28 protein-coding genes and 1 pseudogene are annotated in these 18,871 nt (G+C 67.8%); 24 read left to right on the top strand and 5 right to left on the bottom strand.

All coding sequences use genetic code 11. The features are described from left to right. Positions 1-38 precede the first annotated feature (38 nt). The 4 genes from ABD256_RS18345 to ABD256_RS18330 all read right to left on the bottom strand — a co-directional run bounded on the left by ABD256_RS18345 (position 39) and on the right by ABD256_RS18330 (position 2,693). Positions 39-287 carry a hypothetical protein gene (locus ABD256_RS18345; RefSeq protein ID WP_344419716.1) on the bottom strand — a complete coding sequence of 83 codons (249 nt, stop codon included), beginning with the start codon at positions 285-287 and terminating at the stop codon, positions 39-41. A 321-nt stretch (positions 288-608) separates the two neighbouring features. Continuing rightward, positions 609-1,454, bottom strand: a complete 846-nt coding sequence (locus tag ABD256_RS18340; RefSeq protein WP_344419714.1) for a DUF222 domain-containing protein — start codon at positions 1,452-1,454, stop codon at positions 609-611. An 85-nt stretch (positions 1,455-1,539) separates the two neighbouring features. Further along, complete coding sequence (locus tag ABD256_RS18335; protein ID WP_344419711.1) at positions 1,540-2,040, bottom strand: hypothetical protein; 501 nt, start codon at positions 2,038-2,040, stop codon at positions 1,540-1,542. 62 nt (positions 2,041-2,102) lie between these two features. Next, positions 2,103-2,693, bottom strand: a complete 591-nt coding sequence (locus tag ABD256_RS18330; RefSeq protein ID WP_344419708.1) for an SACE_7040 family transcriptional regulator — start codon at positions 2,691-2,693, stop codon at positions 2,103-2,105. Positions 2,694-2,850: 157 nt separating this feature from the next. Between ABD256_RS18330 and ABD256_RS18325 the strand changes: the two genes are divergently transcribed. The 17 genes and pseudogenes from ABD256_RS18325 (at position 2,851) to ABD256_RS18245 (ending at position 15,105) form a co-directional block, all read left to right on the top strand. Beyond that, on the top strand, positions 2,851-3,654 hold the full coding sequence (locus ABD256_RS18325; RefSeq protein WP_344419705.1) for an SGNH/GDSL hydrolase family protein: 804 nt from the start codon (positions 2,851-2,853) through the stop codon (positions 3,652-3,654). A gap of 171 nt (positions 3,655-3,825) precedes the next feature. Then, positions 3,826-5,439: a carboxyl transferase domain-containing protein gene (locus ABD256_RS18320; RefSeq protein WP_344419702.1), complete on the top strand. Its 1,614-nt coding sequence runs from the start codon at positions 3,826-3,828 to the stop codon at positions 5,437-5,439. A 2-nt stretch (positions 5,440-5,441) separates the two neighbouring features. Continuing rightward, positions 5,442-7,418, top strand: coding sequence for an acetyl/propionyl/methylcrotonyl-CoA carboxylase subunit alpha (locus tag ABD256_RS18315; RefSeq protein WP_344419698.1), 1,977 nt, complete (start codon positions 5,442-5,444; stop codon positions 7,416-7,418). Then, complete coding sequence (locus ABD256_RS18310) at positions 7,415-8,569, top strand: acyl-CoA dehydrogenase family protein (protein ID WP_344419695.1); 1,155 nt, start codon at positions 7,415-7,417, stop codon at positions 8,567-8,569. The genes ABD256_RS18315 and ABD256_RS18310 overlap by 4 nt, the downstream gene beginning before the upstream one ends. 94 nt (positions 8,570-8,663) lie before the next feature. Continuing rightward, positions 8,664-9,434: a type I methionyl aminopeptidase gene (map, locus tag ABD256_RS18305; RefSeq protein ID WP_344419692.1), complete on the top strand. Its 771-nt coding sequence runs from the start codon at positions 8,664-8,666 to the stop codon at positions 9,432-9,434. A 1-nt stretch (position 9,435) separates the two neighbouring features. Further along, entirely contained in the window at positions 9,436-10,197 is a 762-nt protein-coding gene (locus ABD256_RS18300; protein ID WP_344419689.1) for a 2-keto-4-pentenoate hydratase, read from the top strand. 85 nt (positions 10,198-10,282) lie between these two features. Then, positions 10,283-10,735: pseudogene (locus ABD256_RS18295) on the top strand (SDR family NAD(P)-dependent oxidoreductase); the annotation flags it as partial. Positions 10,736-11,084: 349 nt separating this feature from the next. Then, positions 11,085-11,393 (top strand): hypothetical protein, encoded by a 309-nt coding sequence (locus ABD256_RS18290; protein WP_344419686.1) that lies wholly within the window; start codon positions 11,085-11,087, stop codon positions 11,391-11,393. Then, entirely contained in the window at positions 11,387-11,785 is a 399-nt protein-coding gene (locus tag ABD256_RS18285) for a hypothetical protein (RefSeq protein WP_344419683.1), read from the top strand. The genes ABD256_RS18290 and ABD256_RS18285 overlap by 7 nt, the downstream gene beginning before the upstream one ends. Then, on the top strand, positions 11,782-12,192 hold the full coding sequence (locus ABD256_RS18280) for a hypothetical protein (RefSeq protein WP_344419680.1): 411 nt from the start codon (positions 11,782-11,784) through the stop codon (positions 12,190-12,192). The genes ABD256_RS18285 and ABD256_RS18280 overlap by 4 nt, the downstream gene beginning before the upstream one ends. Next, positions 12,189-12,560 (top strand): hypothetical protein, encoded by a 372-nt coding sequence (locus tag ABD256_RS18275; RefSeq protein ID WP_344419677.1) that lies wholly within the window; start codon positions 12,189-12,191, stop codon positions 12,558-12,560. The genes ABD256_RS18280 and ABD256_RS18275 overlap by 4 nt, the downstream gene beginning before the upstream one ends. Further along, complete coding sequence (locus ABD256_RS18270) at positions 12,560-13,045, top strand: hypothetical protein (RefSeq protein ID WP_344419674.1); 486 nt, start codon at positions 12,560-12,562, stop codon at positions 13,043-13,045. Before ABD256_RS18275 ends, ABD256_RS18270 begins: the two co-directional genes overlap by 1 nt. After that, complete coding sequence (locus tag ABD256_RS18265) at positions 13,042-13,617, top strand: hypothetical protein (RefSeq protein WP_344419671.1); 576 nt, start codon at positions 13,042-13,044, stop codon at positions 13,615-13,617. The genes ABD256_RS18270 and ABD256_RS18265 overlap by 4 nt, the downstream gene beginning before the upstream one ends. Positions 13,618-13,973: 356 nt before the next feature. After that, positions 13,974-14,237: a helix-turn-helix domain-containing protein gene (locus ABD256_RS18260; RefSeq protein WP_344419669.1), complete on the top strand. Its 264-nt coding sequence runs from the start codon at positions 13,974-13,976 to the stop codon at positions 14,235-14,237. Beyond that, positions 14,234-14,482 carry a hypothetical protein gene (locus tag ABD256_RS18255; RefSeq protein ID WP_344419667.1) on the top strand — a complete coding sequence of 83 codons (249 nt, stop codon included), beginning with the start codon at positions 14,234-14,236 and terminating at the stop codon, positions 14,480-14,482. The genes ABD256_RS18260 and ABD256_RS18255 overlap by 4 nt, the downstream gene beginning before the upstream one ends. Before the next feature lie 99 nt (positions 14,483-14,581). Beyond that, a complete protein-coding gene (locus tag ABD256_RS18250) occupies positions 14,582-14,827 on the top strand; it encodes a hypothetical protein (protein WP_344419664.1) in 246 nt (81 codons plus the stop codon). 17 nt (positions 14,828-14,844) lie between these two features. Further along, positions 14,845-15,105, top strand: a complete 261-nt coding sequence (locus ABD256_RS18245; RefSeq protein ID WP_344419661.1) for a hypothetical protein — start codon at positions 14,845-14,847, stop codon at positions 15,103-15,105. 84 nt (positions 15,106-15,189) lie between these two features. On the opposite strand, the gene ABD256_RS18240 is transcribed toward ABD256_RS18245, so the two are convergent. Beyond that, a complete protein-coding gene (locus ABD256_RS18240; RefSeq protein WP_344419658.1) occupies positions 15,190-15,492 on the bottom strand; it encodes a hypothetical protein in 303 nt (100 codons plus the stop codon). 14 nt (positions 15,493-15,506) lie between these two features. Between ABD256_RS18240 and ABD256_RS18235 the strand changes: the two genes are divergently transcribed. The 7 genes from ABD256_RS18235 to ABD256_RS18205 all read left to right on the top strand — a co-directional run bounded on the left by ABD256_RS18235 (position 15,507) and on the right by ABD256_RS18205 (position 18,850). Then, on the top strand, positions 15,507-15,686 hold the full coding sequence (locus ABD256_RS18235) for a hypothetical protein (RefSeq protein WP_344419655.1): 180 nt from the start codon (positions 15,507-15,509) through the stop codon (positions 15,684-15,686). After that, positions 15,683-16,072 carry a hypothetical protein gene (locus tag ABD256_RS18230; RefSeq protein ID WP_344419652.1) on the top strand — a complete coding sequence of 130 codons (390 nt, stop codon included), beginning with the start codon at positions 15,683-15,685 and terminating at the stop codon, positions 16,070-16,072. Before ABD256_RS18235 ends, ABD256_RS18230 begins: the two co-directional genes overlap by 4 nt. Continuing rightward, entirely contained in the window at positions 16,072-16,326 is a 255-nt protein-coding gene (locus ABD256_RS18225) for a hypothetical protein (RefSeq protein ID WP_344419649.1), read from the top strand. The genes ABD256_RS18230 and ABD256_RS18225 overlap by 1 nt, the downstream gene beginning before the upstream one ends. 27 nt (positions 16,327-16,353) lie before the next feature. After that, on the top strand, positions 16,354-16,725 hold the full coding sequence (locus ABD256_RS18220) for a hypothetical protein (RefSeq protein ID WP_344419646.1): 372 nt from the start codon (positions 16,354-16,356) through the stop codon (positions 16,723-16,725). Next, positions 16,722-16,922 (top strand): hypothetical protein, encoded by a 201-nt coding sequence (locus ABD256_RS18215; protein ID WP_344419643.1) that lies wholly within the window; start codon positions 16,722-16,724, stop codon positions 16,920-16,922. The genes ABD256_RS18220 and ABD256_RS18215 overlap by 4 nt, the downstream gene beginning before the upstream one ends. Beyond that, entirely contained in the window at positions 16,919-17,698 is a 780-nt protein-coding gene (locus ABD256_RS18210; protein WP_344419640.1) for a hypothetical protein, read from the top strand. Before ABD256_RS18215 ends, ABD256_RS18210 begins: the two co-directional genes overlap by 4 nt. Positions 17,699-17,797: 99 nt before the next feature. Further along, a complete protein-coding gene (locus ABD256_RS18205) occupies positions 17,798-18,850 on the top strand; it encodes a hypothetical protein (RefSeq protein WP_344419637.1) in 1,053 nt (350 codons plus the stop codon). Positions 18,851-18,871: the final 21 nt, after the last annotated feature.

Below are 18,871 nucleotides of genomic sequence, written 5' to 3'. Positions count from 1 at the left end.
CGGGTCGCCAGCATCACCAAGATGCCGCCGACGGCGAATCAGGGGTTCCAGAGGATCAGGCTCCAATGTGTTTCCAGCGGCCCGACGGACGCCGCGATACCACCCGGTCCGGAGAGGAGGACGACCTCCATCAGCGCACCGCGGAGCAGCAGTGCGCCACCGCCCAAGTATCCGAGCACCAGCATGACTTTGCGGAGTGGCACCGGCGGTCGCCAGCGCACCGGGCACAAGCTGAACACTGCGCCGATGAACAGCAGCAGCGCCACACCCCACAGGCCGAACGTCACGAACCACCCCGGCCGACGTCGGCGAGATCCATCCCTGCCGAGGACGCCAGTCCGATGCTCCCACCGGCCGTCCAGTAAAGGTGCAGCAACGCGAAGAGTGCGCACCAGGCGCTCGAGAGGTATCCGGAGGCGGGTGTCCGATGAGGACACTGTTGCCGTCCGAGATATCTTGCCTACTCTCACAAGCGGCACCGATCGGTCGGTGTGGTGTGGTTCAGTGTTGTCATTTGATGGTGCGGTTCATTGCTGTTGCGGAAACAGATGCTTGCTTGTCAGCCCCTGTGCACCAGGGTATCTGTCAGTGAGCACCGTCGAGGCCGGTTAGAGCCAGTAGCCTGGCGTGTGCGGCTCCTGGTGCAGGTGCACGATCTTAGGAGTGCTGGGCGTTGGCGGTGCGCCGCCTTTGCCTGCGAACCGGTCGGGCCCCGACGTGCCTCCTGGCCTGCGCCTGTCGTTGGCTTTGCGAGTGCGTTTTCCGGCAAGGATTTCCTGCCAGCGAAGCAGTCTGGGAGGCCGTCCGGCGGGCGACGGCGCCGGAGCCACTCCGACCAGGCACCGTTCGACCAGTGCGTCGGCCCGCAACTGATCGAGCGTCCTCGAGTCACCCAGCTTCTTGGCGTCGCGGGCATCGTCGTCGCAGGCTTTGTACAGCGCGACCGCCTGCTCCATCGGCAATCGCGCGATCACGGACGAGGACGCGTGGTCACGGTGGACGATCCGCAGCATCCGTTGGACACGCCGAATCCGCCGCCGTTCCTCATATCCCTGCCGATCGACCTGCAGAACGATCGAGTTCACGATCCGCCGCAGCTCGCTGGGGTTCTTCCCCGCGAACCGTTCGACGACGAGCGTGTCCACCTCTCGTGCTTTCCCTTCCTCCAGGTAGGAGGTCGCCTCGAACACTTTCGAGGCCTTGTACTCGTCCAGTAGCCCGGCCTCCATCGCCGCCAGCGTGTTCGGCAGGTACGTCGTCAGCGCGAGCGCGAGGCCGACCCGTCTTTCCGCGGCGCTTTTTGTTATATGAGAAGCTTTCGCGATTTGTTCGATCGCTCTTCGCCGCCCTACCTGGCGCGCGATGTGCGCGATCGCGCGTAGTCTCCGAGCATGCGACCGAGCCTCGACCGCATCCTCTTCCGTCAGAATGTCCATTGCGTCTGAGAGTTCCATGAATCGACTGTAACCCGGGACACCGACAGAGGCGAACAGTTGTTTGAGCGAGTGGAACATTTGTGCGAAAATTTTCTGGAGCGGGTCAGTCCGCCACGGCTTCGGAGATCCAGGGCGCGACCGGGAGGTCCCGTTCCAGGCATTCCGTCGACAGGCGCACGGTCCAGCGCAAAGCCTGCAGCACCAGGCTGTCCACCTCGTCCGGTGCGGCGTTGGCCAGTGCGATCTCCACCTGTTCCACGGCGGCCTCGGTGTTGCCGTGCACTTCGGCCAGCAGAGTGCGGACGGCGGTGCGCACCGGTGGGTCCGCTTGATCGATGGAGACTTCCTCGCCGTCCTCGTCGAAGACCTGCACCTTGACCGGTGCGCTGCCTCCGTCGCCCAGCGTCGCCACCATCTGGCTGCATTCGCCGAACAGGAGCAGCATCAGCGCGCGCGTTTCGGCGGACCGGTCGTCGTCCTCGGCCGCCGAAGGCGCGACCTCGTCCAATGCCTCGTCGTCCTCGCCGAGTTGCATAGCGACGAGGGCACGCTGTGCCTTCTCGACGAGCTTCTGCTGCTCGTCACCGCTGCCGTCGGGCTCCACGTGCCTATCAAACACCAGTGGCTGGTTTTGGCACAGTGGCGCCGCCAGGACACCCGATCGCGTTACCCCGCGGCGCGAAGCGCGCCCAAAGCCAGCCTGCTCAGGAGATCGGCGAGGTCGCCTTCGCCGAGGTAGCGGTTGTACGGCGTGGAGTTGATCAGGCCGAACACCGCGTGCGCCGCCGACCGGGCTTCGGCCTCGCCGACGCCGGGCACCGCCGCCGAGATCGCGCCGACCCAGACCTCGACGTAGCGGCGCTGCAACGCGCGGACCTGTCTGCGATCGGTGTCGGTGAGATTGGCGAGGTTGCGCTCCTGGACCGTGATGAGCGAAGGGTGGGAAAGCGCGAAGTCGACGTGGAACCGCACGAGTTCACCGAGCGTGGTCTCCGGGGCTTCCGCTTCCGCTGCTCGCGCCGTGCCCCCGTCGAGCAGGAACCGGCTGATCGAGCCCAGCATCTCGCCGAGCATGGCGTCCTTGCTCCGGAAGTGGCGGTAAAGAGCGGGGCCCGAGATGCCGACCGCAGCGCCGATGTCGTCGATGCCGACACCGTGGAAACCGTGCCTGGCGAAGAGTTCGGCCGCTGCGGCGAGGATCTGTTCCCGGCGGCTGGCCTTCTCGCCGTTGGTGAGCGGAGTCGGGGTGGTCGACATTTTCCCATCATATGCGGCAAAGTTAGCGATCGCTAACCTTATTTTCCCGACCGATGGCTTGGGCCACTCGGGTTACCTGTGCCGTGATTCGGCCAACGTTGCCCGTCCACGTGGTACTGATACTTCGCGTTTATCCATTACTGAGGGGTGTCACACCATGTCCGTCCCTGCTCGGATCACCTCACGACGATCATTGGCGGCCATCGCGGTCGCCATGCTGGCTGCGGTCGGCATGGCCACGCCGGCATCGGCCGTCCAAGCCTCGACCTACGCTGCGCTCGGCGATTCCTACTCTTCGGGAGTCGGCGCCGGTGACTACGGCGACTCCGGGTCTTGCAAGCGCAGCGCGAACGCGTACCCGAACCTTTGGGCGAAGGCCCACTCCGGCACTCAGCTGACCTTCGTCGCCTGCTCCGGCGCACGCACGCCGGACGTGCTCAAGCAGGCCGACTCCATCAAGTCCGGCACCAACCTGGTCACGGTCTCGGTCGGTGGGAACGACGCCGGATTCGTCGACGTGATCACGAAGTGCACGCTCGGCTCGGACCAGGACTGCCAGAACCGGGTCAACACGGCGAAGGACTACGCCGCCAAGACGTTGCCGGGCCTGCTTGACAGCGTGTACTCGAAGGTGAAGTCGAAGGCGCCCGCCGCGAAGCTGGTGGTGGTCGGGTACCCGCGGATCTACAAGGTGCCCGGCTCGTGCGACGTCGGCCTCAGTGATGCGAAGCGCACGGCGATCAACTCGGGTTCCGACGCGTTGGCTTCCGTGATCTCCGCTCGCGCCTCGGCCGCGGGCGCCACGTTCGTCGATGTTCGTGGTCCGTTCACCGGCCACGAGATCTGCTCGGGCGACTGGTGGCTGAACAGCCTCACCTGGCCGGTCGACGAGTCGTACCACCCGAACAAGAGTGGTCAGGCCAAGGGTTATCTTCCGGCGCTCACCTCAGCCGCCGGCTGAGCCCTGCACCGGGCGCGGAAGGAAGGGAGCTCCCCAGGGGGCTCCCTTCTTTCGTGTCGCCATCGTTCGCGCCCACTGGACGTCTTGGTTAGCGGTCGCTAACATCGGGCTTGTAGTTAACGACTACTAACCTGACTTCCGCGTGCCTGAGCGGCGGAGGACGAGGAGCCCATGGACACGCCGGTTCTCACCACCACCGCGGACCCTCGCGGTGCCGACTATGCGCGAAGCGTCACGGCGCACGCCGAACTCGTCGGGGACCTCACGAAGCGGCTCGAGACCGCCCGCCTCGGCGGTCCCGAGAAGTCGCGAACCCGGCACATCGAACGCGGGAAGCTCCTTCCCCGTGACCGGGTCGACGCGCTGCTCGACCCCGGTTCACCGTTCCTCGAACTGTCTCCGCTCGCGGCGAACGGCCTTTACGGCGACGAGGCGCCCGCGGCAGGCATCATCACCGGCATCGGCCGTGTGTCGGGCCGCGAATGCGTGATCGTCGCGAACGACGCCACGGTCAAGGGCGGCACCTACTACCCGCTTACCGTCAAGAAGCACCTGCGCGCTCAGGAAGTCGCGCTGCACAACAACCTTCCGTGCCTCTACCTCGTCGACTCGGGCGGCGCGTTCCTGCCGCACCAGGACGAGGTGTTCCCCGACCGCGAGCACTTCGGCCGCATCTTCTTCAACCAGGCGACCATGTCGGCGCGGGGGATCCCGCAGATCGCGGCCGTTCTCGGCTCCTGCACGGCGGGCGGCGCGTACGTGCCGGCGATGAGCGACGAGGCGGTCATCGTGCGCAACCAGGGCACGATCTTCCTCGGCGGGCCGCCGCTGGTGAAGGCCGCTACGGGTGAGGTCGTGACGGCGGAAGAACTCGGTGGTGGCGACGTCCACGCGCGTTCATCCGGTGTCACCGACCACCTGGCGGCAGACGACGCGCACGCCCTGCGCATCGTCCGGTCGATCGTGTCGACACTCGGTCCGCGCGCGCCGAGGCCGTGGGACGTCTTGCCGACGCAGGAGCCCGCGGTCGATCCCGGCCAGCTCTACGGTGTGGTGCCGACCGATTCGCGCACCCCGTACGACGTGCGCGAGGTGATCGCCAGGATCGTCGACGGCAGCAGGTTCGGTGAGTTCAAGAAGGAGTACGGCTCGACGCTCGTCACCGGCTTCGCGCGTATCCACGGCCACCCGGTCGGGATCGTGGCGAACAACGGCGTGCTGTTCGCGGAGTCGGCCATGAAGGGCGCCCACTTCATCGAACTGTGCGACAAGCGCTCGATCCCGCTGCTGTTCCTGCAGAACATCACCGGGTTCATGGTCGGCAAGGCCTACGAGGCGGGCGGGATCGCCAAGCACGGCGCGAAGATGGTGACGGCGGTGGCCTGCGCGCGCGTGCCGAAGCTGACCGTGATCATCGGCGGCTCGTTCGGCGCGGGCAACTACTCGATGTGCGGGCGTGCCTATTCGCCGCGGTTCCTCTGGATGTGGCCGAACGCCCGCATCTCGGTGATGGGCGGCGAGCAGGCGGCCTCGGTGCTGTCCACCGTTCGCCGGGACGCGATCGAAGCACGCGGCGACGAGTGGCCTGCCGATGACGAAGAGGCGTTCAAGGACCCGATCCGCCAGCAGTACGAGGAGCAGGGAAGCCCCTACTATTCGACGGCACGGCTGTGGGACGACGGCGTCATAGACCCGGCCGACACCCGCACGGTGGTGGGTCTCGCACTGTCCGCGGCGGCGAACGCGCCGTTGGAACCGGTCAACTACGGCGTCTTCAGGATGTGAGCATGTTCGACACGGTTTTGGTCGCGAACCGCGGCGAGATCGCGGTCAGGGTCATCCGGTCCCTTCGCGCGATGGGGATCCGCTCGGTCGCGGTGTACAGCGATGCGGACGCGGGTGCCCGGCACGTCATCGAGGCGGACACGGCCGTCCGCATCGGCCCGGCGGAGGCGTCGGAGAGCTACCTCTCCATCCCGGCGATCGTGGGCGCGGCACGGGAAACCGGCGCGCGTGCGGTGCACCCCGGGTACGGGTTCCTATCGGAAAACGTCGAGTTCGCTCGCGCCTGTGAAGAAGCGGGGATCACGTTCATCGGCCCGACGGTGGACGCGATCAACGCGATGGGCGACAAGATCAGGGCGAAGGCCACCGTGTCCGCGGCCGGGGTTCCCGTCGTCCCGGGTACCTCCGACGTCGACATCGCCGAGGGCGGGTTCGCCGACGCGGCGGCCGCGGTCGGGTACCCGTTGCTGCTCAAGCCGTCCGCGGGCGGTGGCGGCAAGGGCATGCGGCTGGTCGAGTCGGCGGGCGAGCTGGACTCCGCCGCCGAATCCGCGCGCCGCGAGGCGAAGAACGCGTTCGGCGACGAAACGCTGCTGCTGGAACGGTTCGTCACCACGCCGCGGCACATCGAGATCCAGGTCCTCGCCGACGGGCACGGGAACGTGATCCACCTCGGCGAGCGCGAATGCAGCCTGCAGCGCCGTCACCAGAAGATCATCGAGGAAGCCCCGTCGGTGCTGCTCGACGAGGAGACGCGCGCGCGGATGGGGGCCTCGGCGGTCGAGGCGGCGCGATCGGTGGGATACGTCGGCGCCGGAACTGTCGAGTTCATCGTGTCCTCGCGGGTGCCGGACGAGTTCTTCTTCATGGAGATGAACACGCGGTTGCAGGTCGAGCACCCGGTCACCGAGCTGGTCACGGGCCTCGACCTGGTCGAGTGGCAGGTGCGGATCGCGGCAGGCGAGCACCTCACCGTCGTACAGGACGACGTGCGCCTGAACGGGCATGCTGTCGAAGCGCGCGTGTACGCGGAGGACCCCGCGCGCGGGTTCATCCCGACCGGGGGCACGGTGCTCGCACTGCACGAGCCCGACGGCGTCCGGGTCGATTCTTGGCTCGACGAGGGCGCGGTGATCGGTTCGCACTACGACCCGATGCTGGCGAAGGTCATCGCGTGGGGCGCGGACCGCGGTGCGGCACTGCGCAAGCTCGATCTCGCGCTCGCGGACACGGCGGTGCTCGGCCTCGGCACGAACGTGGCGTTCCTGCGCGGCTTGCTCGCCGACGAGGAGGTGCGTGCCGGGCGGCTGGACACCGAGCTCGTCGCGCGCCGGATCGACTCGCTCGTATCGGCGACGGTGCCAGAGGAGTTCTTCGTCGCCGCGGCATTGGACCGGTTGCTCGCATTGCAGCCGACGACACCGATCGTGGACCCGTGGGACGTGCCGAGCGGGTGGCGTTTCGGTATCCGCGGCGGCGTGACGTTCCGGCTGCATTCCGGCGACGACGAATCCGTGGTGCGCGTCAAGGGTGCGCCGTCGGACGCGGAGGTCGTCGTCGGCGACGGTGACCCGACGCGGGTTTCGGCGCGGTGGCAGGGCGAAGAACTGCAGGTGCGTGCGCCCGGTGGTCTCCGCCGGTACCGCAGGGCACTCGCGGACGGCCGTGTTCTGTGGCTGGCGCGTGAGGGCCGTTCTTTTTCGTTCTCCGAACGCGACACCGTGCAGCTGGCGCATGGCGACTCCGTCGACGCGGGCCCGGTGAAGAGCCCGATGCCGGGCAGTGTCCTCGTGGTGAAGGTCGCCCGTGGCGACGCGGTGAGCGCGGGAACGCCGCTCATGGTCGTCGAGGCGATGAAGATGGAGCACACGATCACCGCGCCGGTCGACGGCGTGGTCACGGAACTGCACGTCCAGACGGGCCAACAGGTCGCACTGGACGAACCCCTTGCCATGGTGACCCCAGAGGAGCAGAGATGATCGACTTCCGGCTGGACGAGGAGTACGAAGCACTCCGCAAGACCGTCGAGGAGTTCGCGCGATCCGAGGTGGCGCCGGTGATCGGCGGCTTCTACGAGCGCGAGGAGTTCCCGTACGAGATCGTCTCGAAGATGGGCGAGATGGGCCTGTTCGGCCTGCCGTTCCCCGAGTCGTTCGGCGGCATGGGCGGCGACTACTTCGCGCTGTGCCTCGCACTGGAAGAGCTTGCTCGTGTCGATTCCTCCGTCGCGATCACCGTCGAGGCGGGCGTGTCGCTCGGCGCGATGCCGATCTACCGGTTCGGCACCGCCGAGCAGAAGGAACGCTGGCTCCCCGCCCTGTGCACGGGCGAGGCGCTCGGCGCGTTCGGCCTGACCGAGCCCGGTGGCGGCTCCGACGCGGGCGCGACTCGCACGCGTGCCGCGCTCGACGGGGACGAATGGGTGATCAACGGCAGCAAGTCGTTCATCACGAACTCGGGCACGGACATCACGAAGCTGGTCACGGTCACCGCGGTGACCGATGTGAAGGAGAACGGCCGCAAGGAGATCTCCGCGATCATCGTGCCCGCCGGGACACCGGGCTTCGCGGTCGCGCCGAAGTACTCGAAGGTCGGCTGGAACTGTTCGGACACGCACGAGCTTTCGTTCGACGACGTGCGCGTCCCGGCCGAGAACCTGGTCGGCGAGCGTGGCAGGGGTTACGCGCAGTTCCTGTCGATCCTGGACGAGGGCAGGGTGGCGATCGCCGCGGTCGGTGTCGGGCTCGCCCAGGGCTGCGTGGACGAGTGCCTTCGCTACGTCGGCGAGCGCGAGGCGTTCGGCCACAAGATCGGCGCCTACCAGGCCATCCAGTTCAAGATCGCGGACATGGAGATCAGGGCACACACCGCGCGGCTCGCCTACTACGCGGCGGCGTCGAAGATGCTGCGCGGCGAGCCGTTCAAGCACGAGGCCGCGATCGCGAAGCTGGTTTCGTCGAACGCGGCGATGGACAACGCGCGCGACGCGACGCAGATCTTCGGCGGGTACGGCTTCATGAACGAGTTCCCGGTCGGCCGGTTCTACCGCGACGCGAAGATCCTCGAAATCGGAGAGGGCACGAGCGAGGTCCAGCGCATGCTGATCTCCCGCCACCTTGGCCTGAAGTGAGCGGCGGCCTGAAGTGTGCGGCGGCCTGAACTGACGGTGCCGGGCGCCGGTGTGCTAGATATACCGGTATAGGTATCCCGGTAGGAGTGGCGGCGTGATCGAGATCAAGACCGGCGGCGAACTGGACGCGATGCGCGCGGCGGGGCAGGTTGTCGCGCGAACCCTCGAGACCGTGCGTGGCGAGGCGGCCATCGGGGTGAGCCTGCGTGAGCTGGACGAGGTGGCGGCGGGCGTGATCGCCGAGGCCGGCGCCAAGTCGTCGTTCCTCGGCTACCACCCGAACTGGGCGCCTTCGCCCTATCCGGGGGTGCTGTGCACGAGCGTGAACGATGCCGTGGTGCACGGCATCCCCACCGCGTACCGGCTTCGTGACGGTGACCTGGTCAGTGTCGACTTCGGTGCGTCGATCGACGGCTGGCACGGTGACGCGGCGATCAGTTTCGTCGTGGGCACCGCGGATCCGGCCGACCTGCGCCTCGTCGACACCACCGCGGAAGCGCTCGCCGCGGGGATCGCGCAGGTCCGCGAGGGCAACCGGCTCGGCGACATCGGGGCGGCGGTGGGCGTGATCGGCAGGCGCGCCGGGTACGGGCTGCTCGCCGACCACGGCGGCCACGGCATCGGCAGGGCGATGCACGAAGCGCCGCACGTGCCGAACGAAGCGCGCGCGGGTACCGGGGTGCCGCTTCGCGCGGGCATGGTGCTGGCGATCGAGCCGATGTTCCACGCGGGCGGCCGTGACGACTACCGCCACAACGAGGACGGCTGGACGCTGCACACGGCCGACGGCAGCAGGGCGGCACATGTCGAGCACACCGTCGCGATCACGCCGGAGGGCCCCGAGACCTTCACCGTCCTGCCCTGACATGCGAGCGGATCGGGCGGCGGGTCTCCTCTGGCACGCGTGGCAGGCCGGGGAGCGGTTGCCGGGCCTGCCCGACGACGCGCGCCCTCACGACCGTGCCGAGGCGATGGCCGCGCAGGAATGCCTGGCCGGGCTGGCCGGTCCGGTGTTCGGCTGGAAGATCGCCGCGACGACCGAGCTGGCGCAGCGGTACCTCGGCGTGGGCGGTCCGCTGCCGGGCATGCTGTTCGAGCGGTTCCGGCACGCCGAGGGGGAGCCGGTGCCCGCGGACACGATGACCATGGGGGTGGCCGAGCCCGAGTTCGCGTTCCGGATGGCGGCGGATCCCGGGCCGGAGCCGAGCCTGGGGGCCGTGCTCGACGCCGTCGACACGATGGTGCTCGCGCTGGAGATGCCGGACAGCCGGTACGCGGATCATCGGCACGCGGGCGAACCGCACCTCGTCGCGGACGTCGCGTGCGCGGGCCGGTTCGTCGAGGGAAGCCCGGTGCCGGGATGGCGTGATTTCGACCTGGCTGGGCAAGCAGTGGTCGCTTTCGCCGACGGCGCCGAGTTTTCGCGTGGTAGCGGTGGGCTGGTGCTCGGGGATCCGCGGCACGCGTTGCACTGGCTGGCGGCGGAAATCCCGCGGTACGGGTACCGGCTGCGGCCTGGCGACATCGTCACGACCGGCACCGCCACCCCGCCCGTGCCGATCGCGCCCGGCAGGCACGTGTCGGCGGACTTCGGCGTGCTCGGCACCGTCGGGGCCCGATTCACCTGACCGCTGGGTCGACATCTCCACCGGTGCGGGGCACCATGATGGGCAACCATTTGGCGCTACGCCAATAGTGGGAGGGATGCTCGTCATGCCACGCACGGAACGCCTGCTCAACGGCAAGGTCGTCGTCATCACCGGCGGAGCGCGAGGCATCGGCGCCACAACCGCCGCGGCCCTCGCCCGGCTCGACGCGAAGGTCGCCATCGGGGATCTCGACCGGGTGCTCGCCGAGAAGACCGCGGGTGAACTGGGCGGTGAGGCACTCGCGCTGCCGCTCGACGTCACCGACACCGCCGGGTTCACCGCGTTCCTCGACGAGGTCGAGCGCCGTCTCGGTCCCATCGACGTGCTGATCAACAACGCCGGCATCATGCCGCTGTCCCGGCTCGAAGACGAAGACGACGCGTCGACGCGACGTCAGCTCGAGATCAACCTGCACGCCGTGGTGCACGGGACGCGCGAGGCGGTCCGCAGGATGCGTCCGCGCGGGCGGGGGCACATCGTCAACGTCGCCTCCATGGCCGGTAAGGCCGGTTTACCTGAACCCCGAAAACCACATACTTTCACCCAACTGGGCTAGGTTTTCGGTTTGTCCAGGTCAGAAGGCTCTTGAGGCGAGTTTCGCCGGTCACAACTGCTTGGGCGCGGTGGAAGCGCTGGGAGTTGACCGCTGCCCAATGATCTTGCAGCGACTCCGCTTCTGACTCGTATTGGAGCTGGGGAGGCTCGTCCTCGCTGTTGATCGGGTGTATGTCGCCCCTTTGCATGGTCAGTTGAGGAATTGCTTGTCCTATTAGGAGTCCTTTTGCTTCTTTCCGCGTAGGGTTGTCGGCGCCCTGTCAGGGGTTTCCCTGGCATTGACCCGGACAGAATCTGAAAGGAATCGAAACGTGGCTAATAGCAGTCATGGTCGCCGATCGCGGCTTTTGCTGGATTATCCGTCATCGCCCGAGAAGGCTGGCCCCGTGCCGACTGAAAACGTGTTGCACACATACCGGGTGGAGCTTTTTTTGGAGGCGCCGGGATTGACGTTCGTGGCTCTCGTGGAAGCGCCGCATACCGACGTTGCTGCGAAGGGCGCTGGTCTTCGCGTGGCCGAGGTCATCAAGGAGGGGCACTTTATCACGCGTATCAATGTGTCGCTTGTGGATGATGAGCCGTCCCTTCCCGTGCAGAGGCGGGAGGACGGTTCGTGCTGAATGGCGAGTTGGAATCTGGCGAGACGATCGTTCTCTGGGAGACTCTTGCCCTGTGGGGTGTCGCTCTGCCCGAGGGGTGGGTGATCACGCTTCGTCCGGATCGGTTCGACGCGGACCGTACGCCGCTGGACTTCGAGGTCGGGCACTACTCGGCGCACGACTATCGGGCCTTTTTGGATGGTGAGCTGATATTCGTTGTTGTGGTGGCTGAGGTGTTCGCGGAGGGCGCCAGCCTGGCCCAAGTCGAGGTCAACGGGTTGGGGTGGCGTCCGGACACGAAGAAGCCTCGGTACGTCGGCGATGCCAATGTGGACGACCTGTTGTCCTACGAGGACTTGCGGGAGCTGGTCAGCGATGTCGTCGCGCAGGCTGAACGGGAGGTCGGCGCATGAGTTTGGATGAACTGAAAGCGGGCGAGCGGATCGTGTCCGCCGCCGAACTGGCCAAGTGGGATCTCTCCGTCCCGATCGATTGGACGGTGACGGTTCGGCCGGACAGGATCGACTCGACCACAACCCCGCTGGGATTCGGGCTTGGGGTGTACACGGCACACGACTACTACGCCTGGTTGCAGAGGCGGCTGGTGTTCGTCGTGGTGACGGCCGAGGTCTACAGCCCGAGCGGGGCGCCGGTGGCTTACGACGAAATCTGTGGCGTGGAGTGGCGTCCTGAGCATCGCATTCCGCGTGTGGTGCGCCTCGACGAAGCCAATGTGGACGAGTTGCTGTCCGGGAAGGAACGGGAGTTCCTGGTCACCAACGCGGTACAGAACTGGCGTCAACAGGGGGACCGCCGATGACGGGGGAGGTGAAGCCGGTGCTGTACGGGATGCGGGCGAGAGTCCTGCGGCCCTGGCCCGTTGTTCAGCGGGACACGAGCCGGATGCTCAGCGGCAACCCCGAGGTCCGGGAGGTGTTCGTAGTGGGCGACGGCGTCCCACGTTCTCACCCGGTTCGCCCGGAGATGCCGTTGGTGCTGCTGCACGAGGTGGTGGAGGGCCACGTCGTGGCGCGTCCGGCGGACCGATGCCCGGCGGGGCGACACGGGTTCATGGCGAGCGGCGCGTATGTCGTCCATTCCAGTTGCTACGACGAGTGGACGGCGTTCTTCGGGCACTCGCTTCCGATCCCGCTGCACGACTACACCGAACGGAGGCGAGACGCGTAATGGCCACTTTGCACAGCAATGTCACCGTCGACAACTACGCCGAGGTGCTGGCCGTAACCGAGGCCGCGCTGAAGCCTGCGCAGGAGAAGCGTGACCGGTTGGAAGCCGTGTACAACCGGCGCACCGCGCCGCGTTCGGAGGCGGAGACCGATCCGGCCATTGTGTCCCTGGTCAAGACCGGTGGGCAGCTCAAGCGTGCAGCGAAGAAGATGGACCTCGATCTGGAGGCGTACCAGGCGTTCAAAGCCGCCGACGACACCTACCGCGGGCTTCTCGCCCGGGTGGAGAACCTGCGCAAGATGAAGCCCGTCCCGTACACGGAGGAGGAGTTAAAGGCGGCGACCGCCGTGCGCACCGACCTCGGGTGGTTCCGGCTGCTCAAGGTCAACCGGGTCACCGTTGGCGTGCAAGATGGGTTCCCGTGGCCGCACAAGGTCAAGCGGGACCGGATCCTCGAGGTTCGACCCCAGGTGGTGGCGGAATGACCGACGAGAACCAGGACATGGTGGAGGCGGGCCGCCAGGCGTACTCGGCGGGCGAGTCGGGTGCGCCGTGGCTCAACGCCGCCGTCCGGGAAGCGATCGGTGACAGGCCGGTCGGCACGGGCGCGGTCGAGATCATGCGGCAATTCCAGCTCGGCTGGGCTGAGGCGTTGTTGGCCAGCGAGACTGCGGTCCACTTCGAATCGCCCCAGTCCCCGGGGTGCGCGGCGTGTCCGAGCAGGGCGGACGAGCCGGTGGTGACGGCGAACCCGCAGGCGGTCAACTGCTGGGCGTGCCGGGAGACGGAGGACTGGCGATCCGGAATGGACGCGGTGCTGCTCGAAGACGAGTTGCCCGAGGCCACAGAGACCGAGCCGGACAGGATCGTGATCCTGCGGGAGATGCGGGACAAGTTCGTGATGCGCAAGATCGACGGCGTGGTCATCGATCCGCAGACCGCGAACGCGATCGTCACTGTCCACGACGCGCTGAAGCCGGAGCTGCGGGTGAAGCTCGTGGCGATGCCGATCCTGACGATGGTGCAGGTGGCGTGGAAGTTGGTGGGCGGGTCCTGACGACCCGGTAAGGACGGAGCCCCGGGCGCGTGGCGGCCGGGGCTCCGTCGCGTTCACCGCCCGCCGGAAATGCTGTCTCACGGCCAGTTCCCCCAAGCGGATTAACTGGTGAAATTTAAAGCAAGAATTTATATCAGCCAGTTTTTAGATCATTCGATGTATATCACCCTGCGCGCACAAACGACAACACGGAATTGAATCGCGGTTGACACCGTGTTGTGGTTTCTCCTGTGTTGACGCGCGGGCGCGATCATGCTTACGGTGGCGTCCGCATTCGACGAACACCCGCGCACCACGCAGATGCCCATTTCCTGCCGACCGCTGCGCTTCCGAGTGAGATGAAAGGGCACTCCCGCATGACGGTCTCTGTGCGCGTACGCAGCTTGCCTGCGCTGCTGGAACGTACGCAGGCTGCCGGGTCGCAGCGGCAGCTCGCGAACGCGGTGGGCATCAGCCCGACCGCGATCAACCTTCTGATTCAGGGCAAGAGATCCACGGTCCGGGTCGACACGGCGGCCGGTATCGAAGACGCCCTCGGCGTCCCCCGGGGCAGTCTGTTCGTGTTCACCGATCTCGCGCTCGTCGCCCCGTACGCCCGCGAAGGCGCTGATGCCGCATGAGCGACAGCAGTGTCAATCGCGAGTGGACAGAGCGGTTCTACGCCGAGCGAGGCTTGACCCTGTCCGACGGCGAATGGGCCGCCATCGAACGCGCGGTGGACTCCGCCCCGCCCTGGCCGCGCGAGCAGGCGCGAGAAGTCGTGGCCCTGTTCCAGCCGATCCCGGCGCCGCCCGCCGGTACCCCGAGCACGCGGACCCGCCCAGAGAAACGTCCGCGTTCCCGGCGAGCGGAACGCGCGGCCTAACCGCCGGGCCGCGCAGGTGTGCCCGCCCCGCAGCGAACGCCCCCATTCCTGCGGGGCGGCGCACCACTCCACCCCCGATCGAAAGGCAGGCAATCCATTATGGCCGATCGTCCCGCGCACGCCCTCATCGTGCGCCCGGTCCTGGTCGAGGCGCCCTTGTGGCTGGTCTGGCGGATGGCCCATGTCCTCGGCGCCGCCCTGGACGTGCTGTCCATCCGGGCCGCCACCTACCTCGACCACTACCGCGACGCCCCGCCCGAGCACCGACGCCTCGCCCTGGCCACGGCCGTGACGACCGTGCTGTTCCTGGGGCTGGCCGTGTTCACCGTCTCCATCCTTGTCTGACCGGAAAGGACCGATCGATGCCGTCCACCGTGGAACACCTCGACGTCGCGGAAATGCGTGACCAGCACGACCCGGACACACCGTTGTTCAACGCGCTCGTCGCCGAGTACGACGCCGAGGTCATCGACGACCTGGGAAAGCGATGGCCGCACGGGCAGCTCGACCCCGAGCCCGCCGAGACACCCGGACAGGACCCGGAACCGAAGGAGGTGGGAACCGAAGAAACCGGCGACACCACGGAGCCCGTCCCCGACCCGGCTCCGGTGGCCGCCAAGTAGGTCGCTTCGGTCCCCACCGGCCTCCAGTATTCCCGCGCCGTTCTCGGAGAGACAGTGAACCCCGAACAACCTTGCTCGCCGCGATCATCCACACCGGATACCACGCGCAGCGTGTCCCTCGATCTTCATGCGGACCTCGTACGGAGCTGGCACGACGCCCGCGCCGCGTTCGGCCGCGCACGAGCCGATGTGGACCGCATCGAAGCCGAACTTCTCGTCCTGCTCGGCGATGCCGATGTCGGCACCGTCGACGGTCTGCCGGCGGTTGCGCGCGAGATCGAGGAACGAGCCGGGGTCGACCTGCCCCGCCTGCGCCGCGAGCGCCCCGAACTGGTGGACCAGTACCGGGTTCAGCGCCGTCGTCCCGTCTTGAAGTTTCCCCGTCACCGAAGGATCAACCCGTGATGCTCAGCCTGCGCATCGTCGCCCTGCTTCTGCTGTCCCGCCTGCTCATCATGGACCTGGACACCGCCCGCGACTGGTGGGGCTGGACCACGGTCGGGCTCGACGTCCTGATCGGACTGATGGTCTACGCCGACCGCGAGCCGGAACGTCCGGCCGAACAGGACGTGCGGTCATGACCGCGACCGAGGTCGACGGGGTCGCCGTCATCGCCGACGAACCACGCGAGGCCCCGTTCCGCGACAAGGCCGGAAACGTGGTCTACCAGCCGCAGACCCGGGTGCTCACGCTCGCGAACGGCACGATCGTCTACGGCTGCCTGCACTGCTCGTACACCAGCGCGAACCCGAACTCCGTGCGCCCGCACCTGGCCCGGCACAACAGCCGCCGCAAGACCAACGGCCACGGCCCGGACAGCTCGCTGAACCTGCCGCTGGCCGAACTGATGGACCGGCTGGACAAGCTCGCCGCGGTCACCGAGGACCGCGACGCGTGGAAGGCCCGAGCGCTCAACGCGGAGCGACGGCTCAAGCAGTTGCGCACCGCGCTGGGGGTGCGGGAGTGATGGACGCCGCGCTGGAGCTGACCGAGGACGACGTGCGCTGTCCGTCCTGTTCGTCCGTCCAATTCGTGGGTGTGCAGGTGTTCGGCGTCTACGACGGCGTTCTCTACTGGGAATGCGCAGCCTGCGGGCACCGCTGGCACCGCTTCCCCGCCGGGCACCACCTCCACCACCGCGCCGCCGCGTACCTCGCCGAACCCGAACCCATGCCCGTCATCGACGGGGCACCCGACAAGTCGTGCCCCGTCACCCACTGAATTTTCAGCCACAGAAAGGAAAACCGCGTGTCGGTCAAACTCGCACCCGCCTTACCCGCCGACGACCGCAACGGAATGCCCGCGATCGCCTCGTCCCTGGTCGAGCGCCCCGACGATGTGCACGTCGCTGTCCTGCTTGTCCGGACGAAGGAGATCCGCACCAACGCCCGGACCGGGGATGTCGTTCCCACGGCCGAGGTCCTGGCCTGCGAGGCGTTCACCGGCGTCACGGCCGACGCGGCCACGCTGCACCGGTTGCTGCGCCGCCAGCACGAGCGCCGTACCGGCAAGGTCGAACTCCCGCTGGAACTCGAAGAGGCCATCGACGCCCTGCGGCCCCACGACGACCAGGACGATGCGGCCGAGGCGCGCGACGACGAGCCGGAGGCCGGGCAATGAGCACCAGCCTGCGAGCCCTGCCGAGGCCGCCCTACCCGATGCCCCCAACCCTGGTATGCCAGTTCTGCGGACACCCCGCCAAGTCCTTCTGGCCGGGCCGCTACGTCGACCACGGCGGCCGGGTGCTGTGCACCCGCACTGCGGTCCGGCAGGTCCAGCGGCTCCCGCGCGCCCGCCGCACGGGGGCCGCCGCGTGAGCGAGTACACGCCCCCGATCCGCCGGAAGAACCACGGTAAGGGCCACTCCTACGTGGACGCCCACGGCGTGAAAGTCCCCGGGGTGACGACGATCCTGTCCGACGGCGTTCCGAAACCCGCGCTGATCAACTGGGCGGCGAAGACGACCGCGGAGTACGCGATCGACCATTGGGACGAGCTGGGCGAGCTGTCGCACTCGGCCCGGCTGGCGAAGCTGAACGGGGCACGGTTCGCCGACCGCGACGCCGCCGCGCGCCGGGGCAGCGAGGTCCACGGCCTCGCCGAGCGGCTGGTCGCGGGAGAGGAGGTGGAGGTCCCGGACGCGCTGGCCGGGCACGTCGAAGCCTATGTGGACTTCCTCGACCGCTTCGCTGTCGAACCGGTGCTCGTGGAGTTCGTGGTCGTGTCGCACTCCTACGGGTGGGCCGGGACCGGTGACCTGATCGCGGACTTCCCGACGCTGGGCAAGCGGCTGCTGTGCGACATCAAGACCAGCCGATCCGGGGTGTTCGGCGAAACGGCGTGGCAGCTCGCCGGGTACCGCTACTCCGATGCCTACGTGGACAGTGACGGCCACGAGCAACCCATGATCGAGGTGGACGGCTGCGCGGTCATCCACGTGCGCGCCGACGGCGCCGACCTGTACCCGATGACCAGTGGACCCGAGCAGCTCCGCGAGTTCCGATACATCCGCGAGGTTTCTCGCGCCTGCGCACGCTCCCGTGATTACGTGGGGGAGGTGATCCTGCCGCCCGCGCTCCAGCAAGCCGGATAGCCCCGCCCGCGAACACCCACGACGTTCACGTTTTGCGCACCACGCAGAAGCCCATTGCCTGCCGGTCGCTGCGCACCAAGCAGACCGAGGCAGCAGCAGATGAGCGAGCTTCAGCGCTACGACGCGCACGACCAGGTTTCCCGGCCACAACAGGACCCCGCCGCGCCGACCACATTGGATGAATGGGTCCTCGTCGTCCGCGACGTGTCCCGATTGGCCGCCCAGATCGCCGACACCCCGTTCGTGCCGGACGGGATGCGCGGCAACCCGGCCGCCGTCACCGCAGCCATCCTGACCGGCCGCGAAATGGGACTCGGCCCGATGACGAGCCTTCAGCACATCCACGTCGTGAAAGGAAAACCCGGCAAGAGCGCGGAAATCATGCGCGGCATGGCGCTGGCCGCCGGGCACCACCTGCGCGACGTCGAGGTCACCGACACCCGCGTAGTCCTGGAAGGACGACGCCGCGACGAAGAGACCTGGACCCGCGTGCAGTTCACCGCGGATCAGGCGAGGCGCGCGAAAATCGACCTCGGCGGCTACCCCGAGGACAAGCTGTACGCGCGCGCCACGACGAGGCTGTGCCGCCGGAAGTTCGCCGACGTGGTGGGCGGGATCGCCCTGACCGTCGACGAGCTGGAGGACAGCGACGCCCCGGACCCCACCAGGGCCGCCCTGACCACCCCACCCGGCCCGGCCGAGCCCGAGTCACCCCCGCCCGCGAAACGCACCGCAAAACGCCGTACAGCCCCGAAAAACGGTGTTCCCCAGGCCAAGGCCACCCCCGGCGAAACCGGCCAGGCGGACCCGCCCGCAGACCCCGGCCCAGCCGCGCCCGCTCCCTCCCTGCCCGGCGACGACGAGCAGCCCGCCACCCCCGACCCGGCCGAGCCTCCCGGCGATGACGCGGGGGAGGACGCGGCAACCCGCTCGCAGCTCGACAAGCTGCACGCCCAGCTCGGCGACCTCGACGTTAACGACCGCGGGGACAAGCTGGCCGTCGTCGGGCAGCTCGTGCAACGACCGCTCACCTCATCCAACGACCTGACGAAATTGGAGGCCACACAAGCGATCGACATCCTCGCCCGGGTCCTCGACAGTGACGAGCCCAAAAGGACGCTGGACGCGGTGCTCGGCGAGTTGGAGTCCTGACCGGCCATGCCGTGGTTCAAA

The sequence above is a fragment of the Amycolatopsis minnesotensis genome (genome assembly GCF_039529815.1).
In the GTDB taxonomy this organism is placed as follows: domain Bacteria; phylum Actinomycetota; class Actinomycetes; order Mycobacteriales; family Pseudonocardiaceae; genus Amycolatopsis; species Amycolatopsis minnesotensis.
Note: the sequence above shows the minus strand (reverse complement) of the source record. Positions and strands in the feature narration are given on the sequence as shown.